The following is a 15,548-nucleotide window of genomic DNA, read 5'->3' on the forward strand; positions in this document are numbered from 1 at the left end:
CGCCGACGACGAAGCGCCCCACCTCTGCATCCGCGGAGGTGGGGCGCTTCTCGTCGCTCTCAGGCGTTGGGCCGCTTGCCGTGGTTGGCCTTGTTCCCCTTGCGGGAGCGACGCTTGCGTCCACGCTTGGACATCGCGCTGCCCTCCTCTCGCTGCCGGTGGGGCTGCAGACCCCTCGTTCTCGCGGGCCGGGACGCCGGTCACTATCGTGCGCGGGGCCGCCGGAACCGCCAAGCTGACGCTGCAAGCCTCTCACGGGGCGCTCCGGCTGCGTGCCGGGCGGGGGGTTGCTGAGGGGGCAGTGGTGGCGCAGCTGGCGATCGAGAGCGTGCTCGTGGCAGGACGGGGGCCGGCCGCGTGTGCCGTGATCTCGGCGTGCACCCGTCTCGGGGTGAAGGCCGTGGCGGTGCACTCGGAGGCCGAGCGGTCGGCGCGCCACGTGCGGCTGGCCGACGAGGCGGTGCTCCTCGGGCCGGCTCCGGCGAGCGAGTCCTACCTCGCCGTCGACCGCATCGTGGAGGCGGCCCGGCGCAGCGGTGTCGGCGCCGTCCTGCCGGTGCCGCCCGCGCTGGCCGGCAACGCGCGCCTGGCGGCGGCGGTGGTCGACGCCGGGCTGACGTGGGTCGGACCCGACGCCGAGGTGCTCGAGCGCCTCGGCGGTGACGGCGTGGAGCCGGCGAGCGAGCGGGGGTTCCTCGCGTGGGTGACCGCCGACGGCCTGCGGTTCGCGACCCCGGTCGCGCGTGACCGGGCGGCCGGGATCGCCCGCGTCTCCTGGACCCCGGACGGGTGGGACGGGAGCGCGCCGGCGCTGCCCGCGGCCGCCCGCCGGGTGGCAGAGGTGGGCTGGCGCGGGCTGGCCACGGTCGGCGTGTCACCCGACGGAGAGCTCGCCGAGGTGGCGGCCGGCTTCTCGCTCGACATCGCCGTCCTCGAGCGTGCCCACGGCGTGGACGCCGTGGAGCTCGCCCTCCGCAGCGCGGGTGGCGCAGCCGCGCCGGCGCCGGCCGGCCGCGGCCCGCGTGCGGCGGTGGCCGCGCAGCTGCGGTCGACGCTCCCCCCGGGGACGGCCGGGCGGGTCACCGGCTCGCTGCCGGTGCAGTCGGGACGTCCGGCGGACGACGTGCCGGTGGTGGCCGTCAGCGGCTACGAACCCGGCGACCGGCTGGACGGGTGGTACGACGCCCTGCTGGCGACGGTCAGCGCCGGCGGCCCGGCGACAGCGACCGCTGCAGGAGCTGTCTCCCGGGAGCTGTCGGACCTCCCGGACGTGGGCGTGCCGCACGACGGCGACGAGGTCTGCGCGGTGCTCGCGCGACTGGCTGCCGGGAGCAGCGTCCCCACCGCCTGAGTGGCGTGCTTGGATGCAATCGCCGGGTTCGGTGCACGCTCACGAGGAGGCACGGTGGCGGTCGAGGAGATCCACGCGGAGATGGTCTCCAGCGTCTGGAAGGTCCTCGTGGAGCCCGGCGCGACGGTGGCGCCCGGCGACACCCTGGTCATCCTCGAGTCGATGAAGATGGAGATCCCCGTCCTCACCGAGCGCGCCGGTGTCGTCCAGGAGATGCACGTGGTGGAGGGCGAGGTGCTCCAGGAGGGCGACCTGATCGCCACCGTCACCGACGCCTGAGGGTCACAGCTCCAGCGCGTAGACCATGAGGTCGATGCCGGGCACCGGCGTCCAGTCGCGCTCGGGCAGCCGCCGGAAGCCCAGCCGTTCGTAGAGGCGGTGGGCCGCCGTCATCGCCGGGCCGGTCGAGAGCACCATGCGCCGCTTGCCAGCGGCGCGGGCCAGGTCCAGGCAGGTCCGGACCAGCAGCTCGCCGGTGCCGCGGCCCCGCGCCTGCGGGTCCACGACGAGCATCCGGAACGCGGCCTCGTCGTCGGACTCGGTCACCTCGCCGAAGTTGCCGTCGAGGACGAGCGCCACGCTGCCGATCACGCGGCCGTCGTCGTCCCGGACCACCAGCAGCTGCGACCGCGCGGACCGGCCGCTGACGTCGGCCAGCTCGGCGACGTACCCGGAGGAGGCGAGGCCGCCCTCCACGTAGACGCCGACGGTCAGCTCGGCGATGCGCTCGAACTCGTCGGGGCGGGCAGGCTGCACGGACGGAGCAGGAGCGGGGCGGACCACCCGGGCAGCCTAAGGCGTGGGCCGCCTTACGCTCGGAGCACCATGGACACCTCCGGCGCCGCATGAGCAGCCTCTCGGACCGGCTGACCCGCGGGTCGGCGTCGCACCCCTCGCAGGTCGAGCACGCCCGTCGGCTGGTCGCCGACTGGCAGCTGCTCGCCGACCTCGCCTTCGCCGACCTCACGCTGTGGGTGCCGCTGGCGAGCGGGGCCTGGTGGTGCGTGGCGCAGGTGCGGCCGCTCACCGCACCGACGAGCCGGCCGGAGGACCTGGTCGGCAGCGAGGTGTCCGGAGAGATCGCCGCGCCCTTCGTGACCGCGCACCGGGAGGGCCGGCCGGTCACCGAGGGCGAGCCCGACTGGTCGGGTGCGGCACCTCGGCGCCGCGAGGTCATCCCCGTCCGCCACGACGGGGTGGTGGTGGCGGTCCTGGCCAAGGACACCAATCTGGCCGTCACCCGGTCGCCGTCGACGCTGGAGCTCACCTACCTCGACATCGCCGCTGACCTGTGCCTGATGGTGTCGGCCGGCACGTTCCCGCCGGAGAAGCTGCAGGACGCCGAGATGAGCCCGCGGGTGGGTGACGGTCTGGTGCGCCTGGACGCCGGGGGCCGGGCCATCTACGCGAGCCCCAACGCGCTGTCGGCCTACCGGCGCATCGGCGTCCCGGGCGACGTGGTGGGCGCCGACCTCGCGGAGCTGACCCGGGTGGCGGCGGCCGACCGGGTCGCCGGCGAGTCCGCCGCCGCGGGCATCGCCGCCGCCGTGTCGGGGCGGTTCCCCGACCCCGTGGACGTCGAGGGGCCCACGGCCACGATGCTGGTGCGGGCGCTGCCGCTGCAGGCACCCGGGGCAGAGGCGGGTGCCCTGGTCCTCGTGCGCGACGTCACCGACGTCCGGCGCCGGGACCGGGCGCTGCTGACCAAGGACGCGACCATCCGCGAGATCCACCACCGGGTGAAGAACAACCTGCAGACGGTCGCCGCGCTGCTGCGGCTGCAGGCCCGGCGCATGACCGAGCCGGCGGCACGGGCCGCGCTGGAGGAGTCGGTGCGGCGGGTGGCGTCGATCGCCGTCGTCCACGAGACGCTGGCCGGCAGCCGGGAGGACGTCGTGGACGTCGACGACGTCCTCGACCAGGTGCTGCCGATGCTGGGCGACCTGACGTCGGTCGGTCCCGCGGCCCGCACCCGGCGGACGGGGTCCTTCGGGGAGCTGCCCGCGGCCGCGGCCACGCCGCTGGTCCTGGCGGTGACCGAGCTGCTGCACAACGCCGCCGAGCACGCCTTCCCCGACGGGGAGCCGGGGAGCATCGAGCTGGTCGCGGAGCGGGACGGCGACGACCTGGTGGTGCGGGTGCGGGACAACGGTCGCGGCCTGCCCGAGGACTTCGACCCCGCGGCCAGCGACGGGCTGGGCCTGCAGATCGTGCGGACGCTGGTCACCAGCGAGCTGGGCGGCACGCTGACGATGGGCAGCCCGCCCGACCAGCAGGGAACAGAGGCCGTTCTGACGCTCCCAGGAGCCGGCCAGCCGAGGCGCTAGCAGGGAGCCGGGGACGAGCCGTCGCGGCGAGTGGGGGCCGGAGGCTCCCGCGCAGCCGCGACACAGCGGCTCCGCTCAACAGGGGACGGCAATTGGTGGCGGTGTCGTCCGGAGGACGACAGATCACACGGCACGAAGGCCGGCCCGGGAAGTTCCCGGACCGGCCTTCGTGGCGTTCTGTCGGTCGTGCGGGGCGCCGCGGGGGAGGTCCCCCGGGTGCCGGTGGTGCTCCGGCTCAGGCGGTGTGCACCCGGGTGCGAGCCTGACGGCGCTTCAGTGCGCGTCGCTCGTCCTCGGACAGCCCACCCCAGACGCCGGAGTCCTGACCCGAGCGCAGGGCCCAGTCCAGGCACGACTGCACCACGGGGCAGCGGCGGCACACGGCCTTGGCCTGCTCGATCTGCACGACGGCCGGACCGGTCGTCCCGATGGGGAAGAACAGTTCCGGATCCTCGTCCCGGCAGAGCGCGCGGTGGCGCCAGTCCATGGCGGTGTACTCCTCGGTGTCGTCTACGGTTGGTACATCAGTCGCCGGCCTCGGACCGCGGTTCAGGGCCGACACCGGTTGCCCAGCGCTTTGGCTCAGCGACTCACTTGCTTTGTTACCGGCAAGTTGCGTTCTTCACGCGATGTTTTCACGAGAAAGACGCCTGTCAAGCAGATCGAGGCCGTCGTGGGACCCCTCGTGAGCAAGCTCACCACGGGCGTGCTAGGCCCGCCACTCGACGGAACCACACGCCGTCGAGGAGCGTTGACAACGCCCGTCCGCCGTGCGTGAGGGGCCGGGGCGGCACGGGTCAGGCGACGACCCGGAGAGCGGCCGGCACGTGCTGCACGCGCAGACCCGTCGCCGTCCCCAGGTGCTCGCCGTCCACCTGCCACCCCTGGGGTCGCGACGCCGTCAGCGTCAGCTCCCCGAGGTCGTGCCGGCGGTGCACGCCACGGCCGCGGGCGTCGGGTTCGCGCGCCAGGGTCTGGCGGAGGGTGTGCAGCATCCGCAGGGGCCCCATCCGGCCCATGGCGAAGACGTCGAGGCCGGTGTCGAAGGAGGCTTCCGGGGACGGGTTCACCGGGCGGGCGCCCAGGTACGTCCAGGGGCTGACGTTGGAGACCAGGCAGAGGAACAGCCCGTCGAGGTCCGGCTCGCCCGGCAGGTGCAGGGACATCGCCGGACGGCGCCGTTCGCGGCCGAGCAGGAAGGCCGCGGTGGCCTCCTTGACGTACAGCGGGCCGGTGGAGCGCCGGCCCGCGGCCCGACGGGCCTCGACACGGGCGATGACCTCGGCGTCGAAGCCCAGGCCGGCGGCGAAGACGAACCAGCGCGGCGTCGTCCACCGGTCGTGCGCGGCGGCGTCGGCGGCGGCCACCACCTCGGCGGCGCCGGGTGCGGTGCCGCTCACCGGCGCGGTGCTCGTCCCCGTCGCGCTCGCCGTGCCGAGCGAGACCAGCCGGGTGCGGCCCGCGCGCAGCGAGGCGAGGATCTCGGCCGTCGCCTCCACCGGGTCCCGCGAACGGCCCAGCGCCCGCGAGAACACGTTGGTCGATCCGCCCGGGACCACGGCGAGCGTGGGCAGGTGCGGGGACGGCCCCTCGGCCAGCAGGCCGTTGACGACCTCGTTGACGGTGCCGTCGCCCCCGACGGACACCACGAGATCCATGCCCTCGGCGGCGGCCTGCGCGCCGAGCTCGCGGGCGTGCCCGCGGTGGGAGGTCTCGACGACGTCCAGCTTCAGCTCGCTGGCGAGCGCGCCGACCAGCACGTCGCGCATCTTGGAGCTGGTGCTGGTCGCCGCCGGATTCACCACCACGAGCGCGCGCATGGAGGTCAGGCTAACCAGCAGGGGCGCGGATCCGCCGGAGGCCGGCCCCGACCGGAACGGCCGGACGGCGGGCGCACCCGCGTAATCTCGCCGTCGTGACCGAGCCGACGCAGCCGCCCCGCCGCGCCCTGGACCGGTTGTTCGGCGCGGCCGCCGACCCGACGGCACCGCGCCCCGAGCGACCGCGCACCGAGGCCCCCGGGTCGCTGCGCTGGGCCGCCGTCGTCGTCGGCGTCCAGGCGGCCGCCGTGGGTGCCGGTGCCGTCGTCTGGCTGTGGCTGACCCTGACCAGCACGCCGGACAGCTACGCCCGGGCCCTGGCCGAGGTGGTGATCCTCGCCCTCGTCGCGGTGGGCCTCGCCACGGCGGCACGCGCGCTGGCGCGGGTCGCCGGCTGGGCGCGCGGGCCCGTCATCGCGGCCCAGATCTTCTTCGGCCTCACCGGGTTCGTCACCGCGTTCGAGGCCCAGCGCCCCCTGATCGGGCTGCCGATCCTGCTGCTCGTCGCCGCGGTGCTCTACCTGCTGACCACTCCCGAGGCCCGGCTGGCCTACGTCGAGCGCGACGAGGAGCGTCGCGGCTAGATCAGGTCGATGACGTCGGCGATCGAGTCGAGGATCCGGCTCGGCCGGAACGGGAACCGCCCCACGTCGCCGGCGGCGGTCGACCCCGACAGCACCAGGACCGTCTCCAGGCCCGCCTCGATGCCCGCGACGACGTCGGTGTCCATGCGGTCGCCGATCATGATCGTCGACTCCGAGTGGGCCTCGATCCGGTTCATGGCGCTGCGGAACATCATCGGGTTCGGCTTGCCGACGAAGTAGGGCTCCGCGCCGGTGGCGCGGGTGATCATCGCGGCGACCGACCCGGTGGCGGGCAGCGGACCCTCGGGCGACGGCCCGGTGACGTCGGGGTTCGTGGCGATGAAGCGGGCGCCGCGGCCGACCAGCCGGATCGCGCGCGTGATGGCCTCGAACGAGTAGGTGCGCGTCTCACCGAGGACGACGTAGTCCGGGTCGGTGTCGGTCATGACGTAGCCGACCTCGTGCAGCGCCGTGGTCAGGCCCGCTTCGCCGATGACGTAGGCCGAGCCGCCGGGCAGCTGGGTGGTGAGGAAGTCCGCCGTCGCCAGCGCGGAGGTCCAGATGGACTGCTCGGGCACGTGCAGGCCGGTTCGGGCCAGCCGCGCCGCCAGGTCGCGCGGGGTGAAGATCGAGTTGTTGGTGAGCACGAGGAACCGGCGCTGCTTCTGCACCAGCCGCTCGAGGAACTCCGCCGCGCCCGGCAGCGCCTTCTCCTCGTGGACGAGGACGCCGTCCATGTCGGTGAGCCAGCACTCGGGCGGCACGCGCTCGGTCGTCATGGTGTTCTCCCGTTCGTCAGAGCCACGTGCGAGGTGTGCCCTCGGCCAGGCGGAGGGCGGCGAAGCGTGCGCGCTTCCGGATGAGGCCCTGCAGCGAGTAGGGCGCCAGCACCGCCAGGGCGGGTCCTCCGTCGCGGTGTTCGAGCTCGACGCGGACGGCGTCGGACCCCTCGTACCGGACGTCGGCGACGAAGGCGACGGCGCGCAGGGAGTCGCGCTCGGCGCCGGCACCGTCGTACAGGACCTCCAGCACCGCCTGCGAGGGTGGGCGTTCGCCGTGTCCGGGGTCGCCGTGGACGAAGCCGAGACCCCCGTCAGCTGTCAGGGTCAGGGAGAAGGGGAAGAACTCCCCGTTCTCGTTGAGCAGCTGCTCGGCTGTGTCCAGGGCGGGCCCGACCAGCCCATCGAGATCGTCCTGGACCGGCTGGGGGGTGCTGTCGCGCCAGTCGATCATGAAGGAGACGCTAGCGGTCGAGCCGTCCCCTCGACGGAGGCGAACGAGGTCAGCGCGTCGTCGGTGAGCCGGAAGACAGTCCACTCGTCCATCGGGACCGCGCCGGCGGCCTTGTAGAACTCGATCGACGGCGCGTTCCAGTCCAGCACCGACCACTCCAGCCGGGAGTACCCGCGCTCGACGCAGACCGCCGCCAGCGTGCGGAGCAGCTCCTTGCCGAGCCCGCTGCCGCGGTGCCCGGGGGAGACGTACAGGTCCTCGAGGTAGATGCCGTGGGTGCCGCGCCAGGTCGAGAAGTTGAGGAACCACAGCGCGATGCCGACGACCTCGCCGTCGTGCTCGGCGACGTGCCCGAACAGCGCGGGGGAGTCGCCGAAGAGGCACGCGGTGAGCTGCTCCTCGGTGAGGCGGACCTCGTGCAGCGCGCGCTCGTAGTCGGCCAGCTCGCGGACGAGCCCGACGACGGCCGGGACGTCGTCCGGGCGGACGGGGCGCACGGTCATGACAGGACCTCCTTGAGGCGAGTCGGCAGGAGCTTCGCCAGCGGGGACACGATCGGCAGCAGCAGCGGTGCGAGCAGGTAGCCGTAGGCCAGCGCGACGCCGGTGACCGTCGGCGCCAGCGCGAAACCGACGACCAGGACGACGGCGAGGGCGATGATCGCGTAGGGCTTGCCGCTCTTCGGGCTGACCAGCGACCGGAACGACCGGAACCGGATGTTGCTGACCATCAGCAGGGCCGGCACGACGACGACCAGGAGCACCCAGAGCCGGTCACGGCCCTCCAGGTGGTCGCCGAAGGCGAACACCGACGCCAGGACGACACCGGCCGCCCCGGGGCTCGGCAGGCCGGTGAAGTACCGCTTGTCGGCCGTCGGGTCGACCGTCGTGTTGAAGCGCGCCAGCCGGATGGCGGCGCAGGCCAGCCACACGAAGCAGGCGACCCAGCCCAGGGGGTCCCACTCGTCGCGGCCCTGCGAGAAGAGCGTGAAGGCCAGGAGCGACGGGGCCAGCCCGAACGACACCAGGTCGGCCAGCGAGTCGAACTGCAACCCGAACGGCGTCACCGCTCCGACCAGCCGGGCCACGGCGCCGTCGGTGATGTCGAAGACGATCGACAGACCGATGAGGACGGCGGCCAGCCGGTACTCGCCGCGGATGGCGACCAGGATGGCGAAGAACCCGCAGAACATGTTGGCGAGCGTGAACAGGCTGGGCAGCGTCGCGAGCGCCCGCCGGCGGGTGCCGCGGACGGACCCGCGGACGAACTCGACGGTGGTCGTGCGGCGTGTCGATGGCATGCGGTCCCCCTCAGCCCGCGGCGGGCCAGCGGGCGATGACGGTCTCGCCGCCCCGCACCCGCTGCCCCTTCGTCACGGTGACCGTGCACTCGGGTGGCACGAAGACGTCCATCCGGGAGCCGAACTTCATCAGGCCCATCCGCTCGCCCGTGGCCAGCCGCTGACCCGGCCCCGTCCGCGTGACGATGCGCCGCGCCAGCACGCCCACGATCTGCCGGAAGACGACGGTGCGGTCGCCATCGCGCACCCGCAGCTCGCTGCGCTCGTTCCGGTGCGCGGACTCCTTGCGGTAGGCGGCCAGGAAGCTGCCCTTGCGGTAGGAGCTCTCCACGACCTCGCCGCGGTAGGGGGAGCGGTTGACGTGCACGTCGACCACGGACAGGAAGACGCTGACCTGCTGCCATTCGCCGTCGGGCGCGACGCCGTCCTGGGGCTCGCCGGCGACCATGACCACGCCGTCGGCGGGGGAGAGGACGTCGTCAGGGTCGGGCGGCACCCTGTCGCAGCGCCGGTCGGGGTCGCGGAAGAACAGCGCCATGTAGGCGGAGAGGGCCAGGAAGGGCCAGGCGAGGCGGCCCAGGCCGCGCCGGCCGGTCGACCGGCTCACGACCCACGCGAGGGCCGCCGGGGCCAGGGGTCCGGTGATGAAAGGCCACCCGGCCCGGTCGATGCGCATGGTGAGCCGAACGGTACCGGCCCGCGCCCGGGAGGTCCGAGGTGCCGATCAGGCGGGGCCCGACGCGCGCCCTGGATCCGCACCGAACTCGGTGACGCGGTCGCGCTGCGGCCCGCCGTACCAGTCGAGGCACACCATGGTCGCGTCGTCGCGGAGGTCGCCCCCGGTGGCCCGCAGGACCGCGGCGCCCAGCTCGTGGACCACCTCGCGGGGGTGCAGGTCCGCGCTGCAGGCCAGGGCGGCGGCCACGTCGAGGCTCGCGGCGTTGCGCTCCAGCATGCCGTCGGTGAGGAAGACCAGCCGGTCGCCCGGTTCCAGCGGGAACGGCTGCACCTCGAACGACCGGCCCGGGACGACGCCGAACGGCGGCTCGATGCGCAGGCCGATCTCCTCGACGCGCCCGTCGCGCAACCGCAGCGGCAGGGTGTGCCCGGCGTTGACGATGCCCGCCGTCCCCCTGTGCAGGTCGACCTGCAGCAGCTGGCCGGTGACGAACTGACCCGGCCCGGCGTTCTCGGCCAGCGCGTCGTTGGCGTAGCCGGCCTGGTCGGCGAGGCCGAGGCCCCGCCGACGGGCGTTGCGCAGCGCTCCCACGAGCAGCGTGGCCACCAGGGCCGACTGCACCTGGTGCCCGACGGCGTCGGTGATGGACAGCTGGAGCGTGTCCCGGTCGAGGGAGTAGTCGAAGGTGTCCCCACCGACGGTGGCCGCCGGCTCCAGCCAGCCGGCGAGGGTGAACTGACCGGCCTCGCAGGTGTAGGCGGGGGGCAGCAGCCGGCGCTGGATCTCCGCGGCCAGGACGAAGGGGGTGGAGCGCTGCCCCCACTCGAAGACGTCGGTGTGCCGGCGTGCGGCGATGAGCACGTAGGCCAGGGCGTGCGCCGCGCCGCTGATGTCCTCGACCTCGTCGGCCGAGGGGTAGCGCGGCAGGTCCAGCTGCAGCAGCCCGATGGCGTCCCCCCGGTCGGTGACGGGGACGAGCACGCGGGCGCCGTCCCCGACCGGCTCGACGTCCGCCTGCTGCGTGCGCAGCACGTGCTCGTAGCGGGTGCCCGGGAGCGGCAGCGTCTCCGCCCGCTCGGAACCCTGGGCGCGTGCGCCCTCGACCAGCTCCGCGGAGGTCAGCCGGACGACGGCCCGTCCGCTGAAGTCGGCGACGAGGAGGTTCACCGCCCGCGCGTCGACCATGCGGCCGAGTTCGGCGGCCACCACCTCGACGGCGTCGATGGGTGCGGCCGCCTCCACCTGCTGGAGCAGCGCCCCGACGTCGATCACGATGGTCCCCGTCCTGCCGCCCGGCCCCGGCCCCGGCGAGGCACCGTATCCCCACCGCACGACGGACGGCGCCGGACGACCGAGGTCATCCGGCGCCGTCCGCGGCGTTCTCGTGCGGAGATCAGGCGGCGGCCTTGGTCTCCCAGAAGATCTTGTCGATCTCGGCGATGTAGTCCAGCAGCTTCTGGCCCTCGGCCGGGTCCATGCTGCCCTTGCCACCGGCCGCGCCGGCCTGCTTGGTGGCCTTGTTGAACAGCTCGTGCAGCTGCGGGTACTTCTCGAAGTGCGGGGGCTTGAAGTAGTCGGTCCAGAGCACCCACAGGTGGTGCTTGACCAGCTCCGCTCGCTGCTCCTTGATCAGGATCGCGCGGGTGCGGAAGACCGGGTCCTCGTTGCCCTGGTACTTCTCCTGGATGGCCTTGACGGACTCCGCCTCGATGCGGGCCTGGGCCGGGTCGTAGACGCCGCAGGGGAGGTCGCAGTGCGCGGTGGCCTCGACGGCGGAGAACATGCGGGTGAGACGCACGGATGTACCTCCGGATGTCGTGAATTCGGGTCGTCTGCGACCCTACTCGCGGTGATCAGCGACGACAGGGCGGGAGACCAGCCTCACGCGCCGGTCGCGCCGCTGGAGAGCGTCTGGGTCACCGTCCGGGTCACCGGGCCCTCGATGTCGCCGTCGGTCCGCCACGGCGACCGGCTCCTCGCCCGCCGCGTCCGGTCGTCCTCGGCCGTGCGTCCCGGCGACGTCGTCCTGGCCCGCTTCCCCGCCCGCCCCGAGCTGCTGGTCGTCAAGCGGGTGCGGCGCGAGGTGCCGGGCGGGCACTGGGTCGAGGGGGACAACGCGTTCGTGGGGGACGACAGCCGGGCGTTCGGCCCGGCGGTCGTCGTCGGCCGCGTGGTGTGCCGCCTCTGGCCGCGCCCGGGACGGGTGCCGGCCGTACCGCGCACCTGACCGGCGGTACAGGTCCGCCGCCCGATTACGCTCGGTGTCCATGGGCGGCAACTCTCCCGGTGGCGACGACGCCGCCACGACCGACCGCTTCGCCGACGACCCGGCCTTCGCGGTGCACGAGGGCGGCAAGCTCTCGGTGACGGCGACCCGGCCGATCGAGTCGATCGCCGACCTCGCGCTCACCTACACACCGGGCGTGGCCCGGGTGTCGAGCGCCATCGCCGCCGAGCCGGAGCTGGCCCGCCGGTTCACCTGGGCGCCCCGCGTGGTGGCCGTCGTCTCCGACGGCACCGCCGTCCTCGGGCTCGGGGACATCGGGCCCACGGCGTCCCTGCCGGTCATGGAGGGCAAGGCCTGCCTGTTCAGGGAGTTCGCCGACCTCTCGGCGGTCCCGGTCGTGCTGTCGACGACGGACGTCGACGCCATCGTCGAGACGGTGGCCGCGATCGCCCCGTCCTTCGGCGGGATCAACCTGGAGGACATCAGCGCTCCGCGGTGCTTCGAGATCGAGGCGCGGCTGCGGGACCGCCTGGACATCCCGGTCATGCACGACGACCAGCACGGGACGGCGATCGTCGTCCTGGCGGCCCTGCGCAACGCCGCGAAGGTCGTCGGCCGCGAGCTCGGCGACCTGCGCGTGGTGGTCGCGGGCGCCGGGGCGGCGGGGGTCGCGTGCACGAAGATCCTGGTCGAGGCGGGCATCGGCGACATCGCGGTGGCCGACTCGAAGGGCGTGCTGCACGCCGGCCGCGACGACCTGACGCCGATGAAGCAGTGGCTGGTCGCGAACACGAACAGAGCCGGCTACGCCGGGACCATGGTCGGCGCCCTCGAGGGTGCCGACGTCTACCTCGGGCTCTCCGGTGGATCGGTCCCGGAGTCGGCGATCGCCTCGATGGCCCCGGACTGCATCGTCTTCTCCCTGGCCAACCCGACGCCGGAGGTCGACCCGGAGATGGCCGCGAAGTACGCCGCCGTCGTGGCCACCGGGCGCAGCGACCTGCCGAACCAGATCAACAACGTGCTCGCGTTCCCCGGTGTCTTCCGCGGTGCGATCGACGCCGGGGCGACCAGCATCACCGAGGAGATGAAGCTCGCCGCGGCCACCGCCATCGCCGACGTGGTCGGCGACGAGGTGCGCGCCGACTACGTGGTGCCCAGCCCGCTCGACCGCCGGGTGGCCGAGGCCGTCGCCGCGGCGGTCGGTGCCTGCGCGCGGGAGCAGGGCGTCACGCGCTAGCGACGTCCCGGCTCGGCCGGTAGACCAGGTCGAGGACGCCGGCGAGCAGCCGCTCGGCCACGGGCCGGGGGAGCGCCGCCACGAGGGCGTGCACCGGCGCCATGCGCTCGGGCAGCTGCCCGCCGCCGACCCCGGCCAGCTCCAGGAGGCCGTCGACCTCGGCCACCGTCAGGGTCGCGGGGTCGAGGGTCGCCGCGGCCGCGACGAGCTCGGGGTCGGCGACCGGGCGGGGCAGCGCGGCGGCGACGCGGGCCGCTTCCGCCAGATCAGCCAGCAGCGCGTCGACGCGGCCCGCGGTCGCGCCGGTGACGGTCAGGTGCAGCGTGGCCGGCAGCTCGCCGTCCGGCTGGGCGAAGGGCGGCTGCGGCTGGAGCAGCCATCCGCGCGCGGACATCTCGTCGGCCAGGTTCAGCACGTCGACGCCGTCCGGGCCGTCCTGGGCGACCGCCACCAGGGTGGTGACCGGGTCGCCGACGACCCGGAGGCCGGCGATGCCGCCGATACCCGACGCGAGGGCCCGCGTCGCCTCGTGCGCCTGGCGGGCCAGCGCCCGGTAGCCGTCGTCCCCGAGCCAGCGGTGGATCGCCCAGGCAGCGGCCATGGCGCCGGCCGGGCGGGTGCCGGCCAGCGTCGGGTTCACCACCGGGTAGCCGGGCCAGCCGGCGGTGGCGAACCAGTGCTCCTGCCGCAGCTCCGGGTCCGCGGTCAGCAGCACCGAGACGCCCTTGGGGGCGTAGCCGTACTTGTGCAGGTCGACCGAGAGCGAGGTGACGCCCGGCACCGACAGGTCGAAGGGGTCGGGGACGTCGTCCAGGAAGGGCAGGATCCACCCGCCGATGCAGGCGTCGACGTGGCACGGCACGCCCGCCGCGGCGGCCGCCGCGGCGATCTCGCCGACCGGGTCGAGGACCCCGTGCGGGTAGGACGGCGCGCTGACGACGACCAGCGCCGTCCGCTCGTCGAGGAGGTCCGCGACGGCGGACGGGACGGCACGGCAGGTGGCGGGGTCCACCGGGACGTCGGCGATGTCCAGGTCGAACAGGTGCGCGGCCTTGCGGAAGGCGGCGTGCGCGGTCACCGGCAGCAGCAGGCGCGGGCGCCCCTGCCCACCCCGCCGGCGCCACCGCTCGCGCGCGGCCAGCACCGCCAGCAGGCAGCTCTCCGTGCCGCCGCTGGTCAGCGTCCCGACCGTGGCGGCGTCCCCGCCGAGCAGGCCGGCGGCGGCCCCGACGAGGTCGTTCTCGATGCGCGCCACGCTCGGGAAGGCGGTCGGGTCGAGGGCGTTGGTCCACTGGAACGCCGCCTGCGCGGCCGCCGCCAGTTCCTCGATCTCCGTGCGGCCGGAGTCGTAGACGTAGGCCATCGTCGCGCCGCCGTGGGTCGGCAGGTCGCCGGACTGGAGAGCGGTCAGCTCGGCGAGCACGTCCTGCGGGGTCATGCGGAGGTCTCCACGGCGTCGAGGCGGTACCGGGCGAGGACGGGGATGCTGGCCAGGACGAGCAGAGCCGGGACGATCGTGAACCCGATGCGCACGGCGGCGACGGCGGGGCCGGACTGCGCGACCACCTCGTCACCGGTCGAGGACACGTATCCGGCGGCGGCCAGCAGGAGGCCCAGCAGCCCGGGGCCGACGGCCAGCCCCAGCGTCTCCGCCGCCGTCCAGACCCCGGTGAAGACGCCGGCCCGGCGCTCGCCGGACGCCGTCTCGTCGGCGGCGATGACGTCGGGGAGCATCGACAGCGGGAACATCTGCATCCCGGCGTAGCCCACACCGATCAGCACCACCAGCGGCAGGGCTGCCGCGGTGCCGAGCGGGCCTGCGATCGCCAGCATCGACGCCCCCCAGGCGAACAGGGACGACGCCAGCAGGAGCCCTCGGCGCTTGCCGAGCCGACGCCCCACCCGCAGCCAGAGCGGCATCACGAGGATGGCCGGGGCGACGAGCGCGGCGAACAGCAGCGTGCCGGCGTCGGGGTCGTCGAGGACCTGCTCGGAGAAGTACGGGACGCCGGCGAGCATCACGCCGATGCCGAGCGCCTGGACGACGAACCCGACGAGCAGGACGCGGAACGGCCGCGACGCCCAGGCCAGCCGCAGGGTCGCCCCGAGGCGCCCCTCGCTCCGGACGCGGGTCAGCGTCGGCGCACGCCGTGTCCCGGCGACGGCGCCGAGCATCCCGACGGCGAGCAGCAGGGCGACGAAGACCGACATCGCGAGGTAACCCCCGCGCCCGTCGCCGAAGGCGTCGACGACGGCGGGTGCGCCCGCACCGGCGAGCAGGATGCCCAGCGCCAGGGCGGCCACGCGCCAGGACATCAGCGTGGAGCGCTCACCCGGGTCGTCGGTGATCTCCGCGGGCTGGGCGACGTAGGGCACCTGGAAGCAGCCGTACGCGGTCGCGGCCAGCAGGAACGTGACGGCCACCCACACCGCGCCGAGACCCGGGGCTTCGCCGGGCCCGGCGAAGATCAGGACGAACAGCAGCGGCAGGGTCACCGCGCCGGCCAGCATCCACGGGCGCCGGGGCCCCCACCGGCTCTCGGTGCGGTCGGACCGGCTGCCGATCCAGGGGTTGAGGACGACGTCCCACGCCTTGGGCAGGAACACCACCAGCCCGGCGATCCCGGCGGCGACGCCGAGCACGTCGGTGAGGTAGTAGAGGAGCAGCAGGCCCGGCACGGTGCCGAAGGCGGCCGTCCCGATGGAGCCCAGCGCGTAGCCGACGTGCGTGCCGCGGGTCAGGCGCGGCGCGGGGGAGACGGCGGTCACGAGATCGGAACGTACCGG

19 protein-coding genes are annotated in these 15,548 nt (G+C 74.3%); 6 read left to right on the forward strand and 13 right to left on the reverse strand.

Translation table 11 applies throughout. The annotated features are described in order from the left end of the window. Positions 1-59: 59 nt before the first annotated feature. A complete protein-coding gene (locus DCS98_RS24135; protein ID WP_014377707.1) occupies positions 60-134 on the reverse strand; it encodes a 50S ribosomal protein bL37 in 75 nt (24 codons plus the stop codon). 170 nt (positions 135-304) lie between these two features. On the opposite strand from DCS98_RS24135, the gene DCS98_RS17305 reads away from it, so the two are divergent. Together DCS98_RS17305 and DCS98_RS17310 are read left to right on the forward strand one after the other, a co-directional pair. Further along, entirely contained in the window at positions 305-1,351 is a 1,047-nt protein-coding gene (locus tag DCS98_RS17305; RefSeq protein ID WP_116452740.1) for a biotin carboxylase N-terminal domain-containing protein, read from the forward strand. A gap of 54 nt (positions 1,352-1,405) precedes the next feature. Next, complete coding sequence (locus tag DCS98_RS17310) at positions 1,406-1,630, forward strand: biotin/lipoyl-binding carrier protein (RefSeq protein WP_116452633.1); 225 nt, start codon at positions 1,406-1,408, stop codon at positions 1,628-1,630. Positions 1,631-1,633: 3 nt separating this feature from the next. Here the strand turns inward: DCS98_RS17310 and DCS98_RS17315 are convergent, their stop codons facing one another. Then, positions 1,634-2,107 (reverse strand): GNAT family N-acetyltransferase, encoded by a 474-nt coding sequence (locus tag DCS98_RS17315; RefSeq protein ID WP_241038240.1) that lies wholly within the window; start codon positions 2,105-2,107, stop codon positions 1,634-1,636. A gap of 89 nt (positions 2,108-2,196) precedes the next feature. On the opposite strand from DCS98_RS17315, the gene DCS98_RS17320 reads away from it, so the two are divergent. Next, entirely contained in the window at positions 2,197-3,678 is a 1,482-nt protein-coding gene (locus tag DCS98_RS17320; RefSeq protein WP_116452635.1) for a sensor histidine kinase, read from the forward strand. Positions 3,679-3,913: 235 nt separating this feature from the next. On the opposite strand, the gene DCS98_RS17325 is transcribed toward DCS98_RS17320, so the two are convergent. Together DCS98_RS17325 and DCS98_RS17330 are read right to left on the reverse strand one after the other, a co-directional pair. Next, complete coding sequence (locus DCS98_RS17325; protein ID WP_116452636.1) at positions 3,914-4,165, reverse strand: WhiB family transcriptional regulator; 252 nt, start codon at positions 4,163-4,165, stop codon at positions 3,914-3,916. 310 nt (positions 4,166-4,475) lie between these two features. Beyond that, the gene (locus tag DCS98_RS17330) at positions 4,476-5,498 is read right to left on the reverse strand and encodes a diacylglycerol/lipid kinase family protein (protein ID WP_116452637.1); all 1,023 of its coding nucleotides are present in this window, start codon (positions 5,496-5,498) and stop codon (positions 4,476-4,478) included. A 95-nt stretch (positions 5,499-5,593) separates the two neighbouring features. Between DCS98_RS17330 and DCS98_RS17335 the strand changes: the two genes are divergently transcribed. Then, on the forward strand, positions 5,594-6,082 hold the full coding sequence (locus tag DCS98_RS17335) for a hypothetical protein (protein ID WP_241038242.1): 489 nt from the start codon (positions 5,594-5,596) through the stop codon (positions 6,080-6,082). Here DCS98_RS17335 and DCS98_RS17340 read toward each other — a convergent pair. The 7 genes from DCS98_RS17340 to sodN all read right to left on the reverse strand — a co-directional run bounded on the left by DCS98_RS17340 (position 6,079) and on the right by sodN (position 11,092). Beyond that, the gene (locus tag DCS98_RS17340; protein WP_116452638.1) at positions 6,079-6,861 is read right to left on the reverse strand and encodes an HAD-IIA family hydrolase; all 783 of its coding nucleotides are present in this window, start codon (positions 6,859-6,861) and stop codon (positions 6,079-6,081) included. The genes DCS98_RS17335 and DCS98_RS17340 overlap by 4 nt on opposite strands. A gap of 16 nt (positions 6,862-6,877) precedes the next feature. Then, positions 6,878-7,315 (reverse strand): hypothetical protein, encoded by a 438-nt coding sequence (locus DCS98_RS17345; RefSeq protein ID WP_116452639.1) that lies wholly within the window; start codon positions 7,313-7,315, stop codon positions 6,878-6,880. Next, positions 7,312-7,818 (reverse strand): GNAT family N-acetyltransferase, encoded by a 507-nt coding sequence (locus tag DCS98_RS17350; RefSeq protein ID WP_116452640.1) that lies wholly within the window; start codon positions 7,816-7,818, stop codon positions 7,312-7,314. The genes DCS98_RS17345 and DCS98_RS17350 overlap by 4 nt, the downstream gene beginning before the upstream one ends. Then, positions 7,815-8,615, reverse strand: coding sequence for a CDP-diacylglycerol--serine O-phosphatidyltransferase (gene pssA / locus DCS98_RS17355; RefSeq protein ID WP_116452641.1), 801 nt, complete (start codon positions 8,613-8,615; stop codon positions 7,815-7,817). Before pssA ends, DCS98_RS17350 begins: the two co-directional genes overlap by 4 nt. 10 nt (positions 8,616-8,625) lie before the next feature. After that, positions 8,626-9,291, reverse strand: coding sequence for a phosphatidylserine decarboxylase (locus DCS98_RS17360; protein ID WP_116452642.1), 666 nt, complete (start codon positions 9,289-9,291; stop codon positions 8,626-8,628). Positions 9,292-9,339: 48 nt separating this feature from the next. After that, a complete protein-coding gene (locus DCS98_RS17365) occupies positions 9,340-10,566 on the reverse strand; it encodes a PP2C family protein-serine/threonine phosphatase (RefSeq protein ID WP_241038244.1) in 1,227 nt (408 codons plus the stop codon). A 121-nt stretch (positions 10,567-10,687) separates the two neighbouring features. Further along, positions 10,688-11,092 (reverse strand): superoxide dismutase, Ni, encoded by a 405-nt coding sequence (gene sodN, locus DCS98_RS17370; RefSeq protein ID WP_241038246.1) that lies wholly within the window; start codon positions 11,090-11,092, stop codon positions 10,688-10,690. A gap of 51 nt (positions 11,093-11,143) precedes the next feature. On the opposite strand from sodN, the gene DCS98_RS17375 reads away from it, so the two are divergent. Together DCS98_RS17375 and DCS98_RS17380 are read left to right on the forward strand one after the other, a co-directional pair. Then, positions 11,144-11,521 carry a S26 family signal peptidase gene (locus DCS98_RS17375; protein ID WP_241038248.1) on the forward strand — a complete coding sequence of 126 codons (378 nt, stop codon included), beginning with the start codon at positions 11,144-11,146 and terminating at the stop codon, positions 11,519-11,521. A 40-nt stretch (positions 11,522-11,561) separates the two neighbouring features. Beyond that, positions 11,562-12,761, forward strand: a complete 1,200-nt coding sequence (locus DCS98_RS17380; protein WP_116452645.1) for an NAD(P)-dependent malic enzyme — start codon at positions 11,562-11,564, stop codon at positions 12,759-12,761. Here DCS98_RS17380 and DCS98_RS17385 read toward each other — a convergent pair. Next, positions 12,751-14,199, reverse strand: a complete 1,449-nt coding sequence (locus tag DCS98_RS17385; RefSeq protein WP_116452646.1) for a pyridoxal phosphate-dependent decarboxylase family protein — start codon at positions 14,197-14,199, stop codon at positions 12,751-12,753. The two genes, DCS98_RS17380 and DCS98_RS17385, sit on opposite strands and share 11 nt — an antisense overlap. After that, on the reverse strand, positions 14,196-15,530 hold the full coding sequence (locus tag DCS98_RS17390) for an MFS transporter (protein WP_116452647.1): 1,335 nt from the start codon (positions 15,528-15,530) through the stop codon (positions 14,196-14,198). The genes DCS98_RS17385 and DCS98_RS17390 overlap by 4 nt, the downstream gene beginning before the upstream one ends. Positions 15,531-15,548 lie beyond the last annotated feature (18 nt).

The sequence above is a fragment of the Blastococcus litoris genome, from assembly GCF_003075095.1.
GTDB lineage: Bacteria > Actinomycetota > Actinomycetes > Mycobacteriales > Geodermatophilaceae > Blastococcus_B > Blastococcus_B litoris.